This window comes from Pseudomonas tehranensis (genome assembly GCF_014268615.1).
Classification (GTDB): domain Bacteria; phylum Pseudomonadota; class Gammaproteobacteria; order Pseudomonadales; family Pseudomonadaceae; genus Aquipseudomonas; species Aquipseudomonas tehranensis.
Window position 1 is genome coordinate 1 of sequence record NZ_JABWQV010000258.1, and the last position, 6,752, is coordinate 6,752.

A 6,752-nucleotide genomic window follows, 5' to 3' on the forward strand; every position below is an offset into this window, starting at 1 on the left:
CCAACGGGGATAAATCCCCTCGCCACAGGACCGGGTTCACTGCGCAGTGTCGCAAACGCGGCGGCCACTCCCTCGCCACAAGACAGTGTTCGGCTCGGGTTCAATCGGAACCGGGGATAAAGCTCACCCTGACTTTCAGACCGCCCTCCTGCCCGTCATGCAACGTGATTTGCGCCAGGTGCGCACGGCAGATTTCACCGACGATCGCCAACCCCAAACCAGAACCGGCCACTTGCTGATTGCGTCGATAGAAGCGCTCGAACACGCGGTCTCGCTCATGCAGCGGGATGCCAGGTCCGTCGTCCTCGACCTCGAGCACCGCAGGTGCTGTGACCCGCAGGATCACATTGCCCCCCGACGGGGTATGGGCCAGGGCATTGTCCACCAGATTGCTCAACAATTCGTTCAACAAGGTTGGCTCACCCCGCAGCCACACCGGTTCGTCGGCTTCCAAAGCCAACGCCACGCCGCGGGCATGGGCCAACGGCGCCATGGCCATGCCCAGCTCCCGTGCCAGTTGGCTGAGATCCAGTAGCTGCGCGCCGCCCTCGGCGATGGCCCGGGCACCATTTTCGACACGTGCCAGGGACAGCAACTGATTCGCCAGATGGGTCAGCCGATCCGTGCCCTGGGCCGCGGTTTCCAGGGTTTCACGCCAGACAACCGGCTCGCTGGCGCGTAGCCCCAGTTCAAGCCGAGCCTTCAACGCAGCCAAAGGTGTGCGCAGTTCATGGGCGGCGTCGGCGATGAATTGCGCCTGACGCTCGAATTGCCCGCGAAGACGCTCGGTGAAATGGTTGAGGGCCCGCACCAGTGGCCAGAGTTCATGCTGGACTTCCACCAGGGGCAATGGCCGCAAATCGTCCGGCTGACGCTCCTCCACTGCCGTGCGCAAGCGCTCCAGCGGGCGCAAGGCGGCACTGACGGCGAACCACACCATCAACAGCGCGCCCACTGCCAGCATGCCCAGGCGCAACAGCGTGTCGGCCATCAGGCCACGGGCCATGCTGATCCGCGCCTCTTCGGTTTCCGCCACGCGAATCTCCGCCATGCCGTTCATGTTCGGTTCACTCACCGCCTTGAGCAGGCTCACCACCCGCACGTCCTGCCCCTGATAGCTGGCGTTATAGAAACGCGCCAGGGCCGGGTAATCGTCGGTACGCGGCGTACCGGGCGGTGGGCCTGGAAGGTTTTCGTAGCCGGAAATCAGCTTCTGGTGGATGTCATTGACCTGGTAGTAAATACGCCCGGCGCTGTCGTAGGCAAAGGTATCCAGGGCCACATAAGGCACATCCGCGCTGAGGCTGCCGTCGCGTTGCGACAGGCCGGCGGCGATGGTCCGGGCCGAGGCCAGCAGCGTGCGGTCGTAGGCCGTGTCCGCGGCTTCGCGACCGTTCCAATAGGCACTCAGGCCGCTGGCGAGCATCAGTACCACCAACAGCAGTGCCAGGTTCCAGAGCAGTCGCCAACGCAAACTGTCGGGCTTATGCATCGCGGGTTTCCAGCAGATAGCCCAGGCCACGGAATGTCACGATCGCCACGGCATGACCGTCGAGTTTCTTGCGCAGGCGGTGGACGTAAATTTCAATGGCATCGGGGCTGGCCTCTTCGTCCAGGCCGAACACCTGGGCCGCCAGCTGCTCTTTGCTCATCACCCGCCCTGGCCGGGCAATCAAGGCTTCCAGCACGGCCTGCTCGCGGGAAGTCAGGGTCAGCAGTTCGTCGTCCAGGGTAAAGCGGCGGGTGTCCAGGTCATAAATCAACCCGCCACAGCGCTGCTGGCGTTCGCCACCCAATACGCTACGGCGCAACAGTGCCTTGACCCGCGCTTCCAGCTCAGTGAGCTCGAACGGCTTGGCCAGGTAATCGTCAGCGCCCAGGTTCAGGCCATGGACCCGGTCCTTGACGTCGCTGCGGGCAGTCAGCATCAACACCGGCAAGGTCTTGCCCCGGGCCCGCAGCCGGGCCAGCACCTCGAAGCCGTCCATGCGTGGCAGCCCCACATCGAGAATCGCGACCGCGTACTCCTCGCTGCTCAAAGCCAGGTCGGCCGCCACCCCGTCGTGCAGCACATCCACGGTCAAACCGGTGCTCTTGAGCGCCTGGGCTACACTTTCGGCCAGCTGGAGATGGTCTTCGACGAGCAGGACACGCATTGGGTTTCACCTCGATTCAGGGATGGTCGGCACCATTCTGTGGCGCGGAGTTTACAGCCGCATCCACCTCTGTGAAGCCAAAAACATCGTGAAAGCTTTTGAAAGGTTAGCGAAAGGTTGACCGGTTAGAGTCCTCCAACGGCTAGTTTCGACTGCCGCTCGCGAGGCACCTTGCGAACGAAAAACGCCCCGAAGCGTTTTCGCCAAATAAGAACAATAGCGCGGAGTATTCACCATGCTGTCCATACAGCCCCAGGCCCCGACGCCTGCTCGCCCTTCCCGCTTCAACCAGACGTGCTTCAGTTGCGCCGCCGCTTTCGCCGGTCTTGCACCGTCGTGCCTGTGCATCTGCGCCACGTGACCTATCGTTCCAACCTTACGACCTGCGATGCGGATGACCTGCATCTGGCGGTCGGCTGTAGCGTCAAGTTCTGGTAATGGTCCGCTGTCGATTCCTCAAGGGTCCGGCATCGCCAAATGTGCAACACACAACAACAACTCCTGTGGAGACAAAAATGAACCTATCACTGCGTAAAGTAGCCCTGGCCGCCGGTTGCCTGATGTTCGCCGGGCAGTTGCTCGCCGAACCCAAGCGTCCGGAATGCATCGCCCCGGCCGCGCCTGGCGGCGGTTTCGACCTGACGTGCAAACTGGTCCAAAGCGCCCTGGTGAACGAAAAACTGCTGACCAAACCGATGCGCGTGACCTACATGCCCGGCGGCGTCGGTGCGGTGGCCTACAACGCAGTGGTCGCTCAGCGCCCGGCCGACGCCGGCACGCTGGTGGCCTGGTCCAGTGGCTCGTTGCTGAACTTGGCCCAAGGCAAGTTCGGGCGTTTCGACGAAAACGCCGTTCGCTGGTTGGCGGCCGTTGGCACCAGTTATGGCGCCATCGCGGTGAAAAGCGATTCGCCCTACAAGAACCTCGATGATCTGGTACAGGCCCTGAAGAAAGATCCGGGCTCCGTGGTCATCGGTTCCGGCGGCACCGTCGGCAGCCAGGACTGGATGCAAACCGCGCTGATCGCCAAGGCCGCCGGTATCGACCCGCGCAAACTGCGCTACGTGGCGCTCGAAGGCGGTGGCGAGATCGCAACGGCCCTGCTTGGCGGCCATATTCAGGTAGGCAGTACGGACATCTCCGACTCCATGCCACACATCCAGAGCGGCGACATGCGCCTGCTGGCGGTGTTCGCCGAGAAGCGCCTGGACGAGCCGGAAATGAAAGACATCCCGACCGCCCGCGAACAAGGCTACGAGATCGTCTGGCCGGTGGTTCGTGGCTTCTACCTCGGGCCGAAGGTCAGTGATGAAGACTACGCCTGGTGGAAAAACGCGTTCGACAAGCTGCTGGCTTCCGAAGACTTCGCCAAGCTGCGTGACCAGCGCGAACTCTTTCCGTTCGCCATGACCGGCCCGGAACTGGACACCTACGTGAAGAAGCAAGTGGCCGACTACAAGATGCTGGCCAAAGAGTTTGGCCTGGTCCAGTAATCGCCTCTGTTCTCGCGGCGGCGTCGGTAATCCCACGGCGCCGCCCAGGAGTTAGTCATGCTCATCCAACGTATTTTTGCTTCAGTGCTGCTGCTGGTTTGCGTCGGCCTCGCGCTGATGGCCTGGCCTTACCAGGCAGCCTTTTCCTACGAACCGGTCGGGCCGCGCGCCTTCCCCTTGCTGATGATCGGGCTGTTGAGCCTGGCCCTGCTTTATATGGTGTTTCGTCCGACGCCCATCGTGCACAGCGACGAAGATCCGCAACTGGATCGTGAAACCTTGCAAAAAATCGGCATCTGCGTAGTGCTGCTGCTGATATTCGCCGGAACCTTCGAACCCCTGGGCTTCATCCTCGCCAGCATCGTGGTCGGGGTGCCGATGGCGCGCCTGTATGGCGGTCGTTGGGTGCCGAGCGTGGTGATCATCAGCCTGATGGCCATCGGTCTCTATCTGTTGTTCGACAAGCTGATGGACGTGCCGCTGCCCTTGGGCCTGCTCGACGTCCTGGAGAATTGATATGGATACCCTGAATTATCTCGGCCAGGGTTTTGGCGTTGCACTGACCCCGTACAACCTCGTGACCGCCCTGAGCGGCACTCTGATCGGCACCGTGGTCGGCCTGCTGCCGGGCCTGGGCCCGATCAATGGCGTGGCGCTGCTGATCCCGATTGCATTCGCCCTCGGTCTGCCGCCGGAGTCGGCCCTGATCCTGCTAGCGGCCGTATACCTGGGTTGCGAATACGGCGGGCGAATCAGCTCGATCCTGCTCAACATCCCGGGCGAAGCCTCCACCGTCATGACCACCCTGGACGGTTACCCGATGGCCCGCAAAGGCATGGCCGGCGTCGCCCTTTCGCTGTCGGCGTGGAGTTCGTTCCTCGGTGCATTCATTGCCACTTGCGGGATGGTGCTGTTCGCCCCGCTGCTGGCCAAATGGGCGATTGCCTTCGGACCGGCGGAATACTTCGTCCTGATGGTGTTCGCCATTGTCTGTCTCGGCGGCATGGCCGGAGACCGCCCGCTCAAGACCTTCATCGCGGCGCTGATCGGGCTGTTCCTGTCCTGCGTCGGGATTGACGCCAACAGCGGCGTATACCGTTTCACCGGGGACAATATCCATTTGACCGACGGCATCCAGTTCGTCGTGCTGGTGCTGGGCCTGTTCTCCATCAGTGAAATTCTGTTGCTGCTGGAAAAGACCCATCGCGGCCAGGAAGCGGTGAAAGCCACCGGGCGGATGATGTTCAACGTCAAGGAAGCGGCGTCGGTGTTCTGGGTGAACATGCGATGCGGCGTGCTGGGCTTCATCATGGGCGTGCTGCCAGGCGCCGGTGCGACCCTGGCCAGTGCCGTGGCGTACATGACAGAAAAACGCATCGCAGGGTCGACTGGCACTTTCGGCCAGGGCGACAAGCGTGGTCTGGCCGCTCCAGAAACGGCCATCGGCGGTGCAGCCTGCGGTGCGCTGGTGCCGATGCTGACCTTGGGTGTGCCTGGCTCCGGCACCACGGCGGTGATGATCGGCGCACTGTCGCTGTACAACATCACTCCAGGTCCGCTGTTGTTCCAGCAACAACCCGACATCGTCTGGGGCCTGATCGCCTCGTTGTTCGTCGCCAACATCATGCTGGTGATCCTCAACATCCCGATGATCCGCGTCTTCACCCGTATCCTGGCCGTGCCGAACTGGGCATTGGTCCCGGTCATCGCGATCATCACCGGGATCGGCGTCTACGCGGTGCACGCCACCACGTTCGATCTGTTCCTGATGATCGGTATCGGCATCTTCGGTTACATCCTGCGCAAGCTGGACTTCCCGTTGTCGCCGGTCCTGTTGGGCTTCATCCTCGGTGGTCTGATGGAGCAGAACCTGCGTCGTGCGCTGTCGATTTCCAACGGTGCGCTGGAAATCCTCTGGTCGAGCCCGATCACCTTGGGTTGCTGGGTATTGACCGTCATCATGCTGCTGATGCCATTGCTGCGGATCTGGCGCCGCCGCTCGGCTCAACGTCGCGCCCTGGCCAATGTCTGAGGCAACACTCAGACAATGGTGGGGAACACCGCTGGTCGGTCTGGCCGGCGGTTATCTGGCCAGCCTGATCGGCTGGCCTTTGCCCTGGATGGTCGGCTCGTTGCTGGCGATCATCCTGGTGCGCTGCCTCACCCCGTGGCAACTGATGGAAATCCCTGGCGGCCGTAAATGCGGCCAGTGGGTGGTAGGCATCGGTATCGGCCTGCACTTCACCCCGGTGGTGATGGAGCAGGTGCTGAGCCATTTTGGCCTGATCTTCTTCGGCGCGCTGATCACCAGCGTGTCCAGCGTGGTGAGTGTGTGGCTGATGCGCCGCACCGGCGAAGACCGCGCCACCGCTTTTTTCTCCAGCATGCCGGGCGGTTCCGGCGAGATGGTCAACCTCGGTGCCCGCAATGGCGCCGACCTGAGCCGCGTCGCTGCCGGCCAGAGCCTGCGGGTTCTGGTGGTGGTGCTCTGCGTGCCGGCCGCTTTCAAATACTTGCTCGGCGAAGGCGCCCCGGTGCAGCACGCTGCCTCGGTGGACTGGCTATGGCTGGCGCTGCTGTTCCCGGCGGGCGCCCTGCTCGCCTGGGGCTGGGAGCGTTTGCGCCAACCCAACCCGTGGCTGTTCGGACCGTTGCTGGTAAGTGCAGCGGTGAGCATCGGTTGGGACCTGCACATCGGCCTGCCCGACGGTGGCAGCCAAATCGGTCAGTGGTTGATCGGCAGCGGATTGGGTTGTCATTTCAACCGGCAGTTCTTCCGCCGCGCGCCGTCGTTCATGGGCCGTACGCTGATCGGCACGGTGTTGACGATGTTGATCGCCACCCTTGCGGCCTTGGGCCTGAGTACCCTGACCCACCTGGACTTGCGTTCACTGACCTTGGGCATGATGCCCGGCGGTATTGCGGAAATGAGCCTGACGGCGGAGACGCTGCAATTGTCGGTGCCGCTGGTGACAGCGTTGCAGGTCATGCGGCTGCTGTTTGTGCTGTTTCTGGCGGAGCCGTTGTTCAGGTATTGGATGCGCAAGCCGGGTTCGGACTTATAGACCGCGTTGCCCCCATCGCGAGCAGGCTCGCTCCCACA

General features: G+C 62.6%; 7 protein-coding genes. 5 read left to right on the forward strand and 2 right to left on the reverse strand.

Features of this window, described 5'->3' with window-relative positions:
* Nucleotides 1–100 precede the first annotated feature (100 nt).
* Nucleotides 101–1,492, reverse strand: coding sequence for a sensor histidine kinase (locus HU811_RS23375; RefSeq protein WP_186658346.1), 1,392 nt, complete (start codon nt 1,490–1,492; stop codon nt 101–103).
* Nucleotides 1,485–2,156, reverse strand: coding sequence for a response regulator (locus HU811_RS23380; protein WP_047227978.1), 672 nt, complete (start codon nt 2,154–2,156; stop codon nt 1,485–1,487). Before HU811_RS23380 ends, HU811_RS23375 begins: the two co-directional genes overlap by 8 nt.
* 235 nt (nt 2,157–2,391) lie before the next feature.
* Here HU811_RS23380 and HU811_RS27610 point away from each other — a divergent pair, with 235 nt between their 5' ends.
* The 5 genes from HU811_RS27610 (at nt 2,392) to HU811_RS23400 (ending at nt 6,714) form a co-directional block, all read left to right on the forward strand.
* Entirely contained in the window at nt 2,392–2,517 is a 126-nt protein-coding gene (locus tag HU811_RS27610) for a hypothetical protein (protein ID WP_263642029.1), read from the forward strand.
* A gap of 154 nt (nt 2,518–2,671) precedes the next feature.
* Nucleotides 2,672–3,649, forward strand: coding sequence for a Bug family tripartite tricarboxylate transporter substrate binding protein (locus HU811_RS23385; RefSeq protein ID WP_186658349.1), 978 nt, complete (start codon nt 2,672–2,674; stop codon nt 3,647–3,649).
* A 57-nt stretch (nt 3,650–3,706) separates the two neighbouring features.
* A complete protein-coding gene (locus HU811_RS23390) occupies nt 3,707–4,165 on the forward strand; it encodes a tripartite tricarboxylate transporter TctB family protein (protein WP_092397315.1) in 459 nt (152 codons plus the stop codon).
* 1 nt (nt 4,166) lies between these two features.
* A complete protein-coding gene (locus HU811_RS23395; RefSeq protein WP_092459900.1) occupies nt 4,167–5,681 on the forward strand; it encodes a tripartite tricarboxylate transporter permease in 1,515 nt (504 codons plus the stop codon).
* On the forward strand, nt 5,674–6,714 hold the full coding sequence (locus HU811_RS23400; protein WP_092459898.1) for an AbrB family transcriptional regulator: 1,041 nt from the start codon (nt 5,674–5,676) through the stop codon (nt 6,712–6,714). The genes HU811_RS23395 and HU811_RS23400 overlap by 8 nt, the downstream gene beginning before the upstream one ends.
* Nucleotides 6,715–6,752 lie beyond the last annotated feature (38 nt).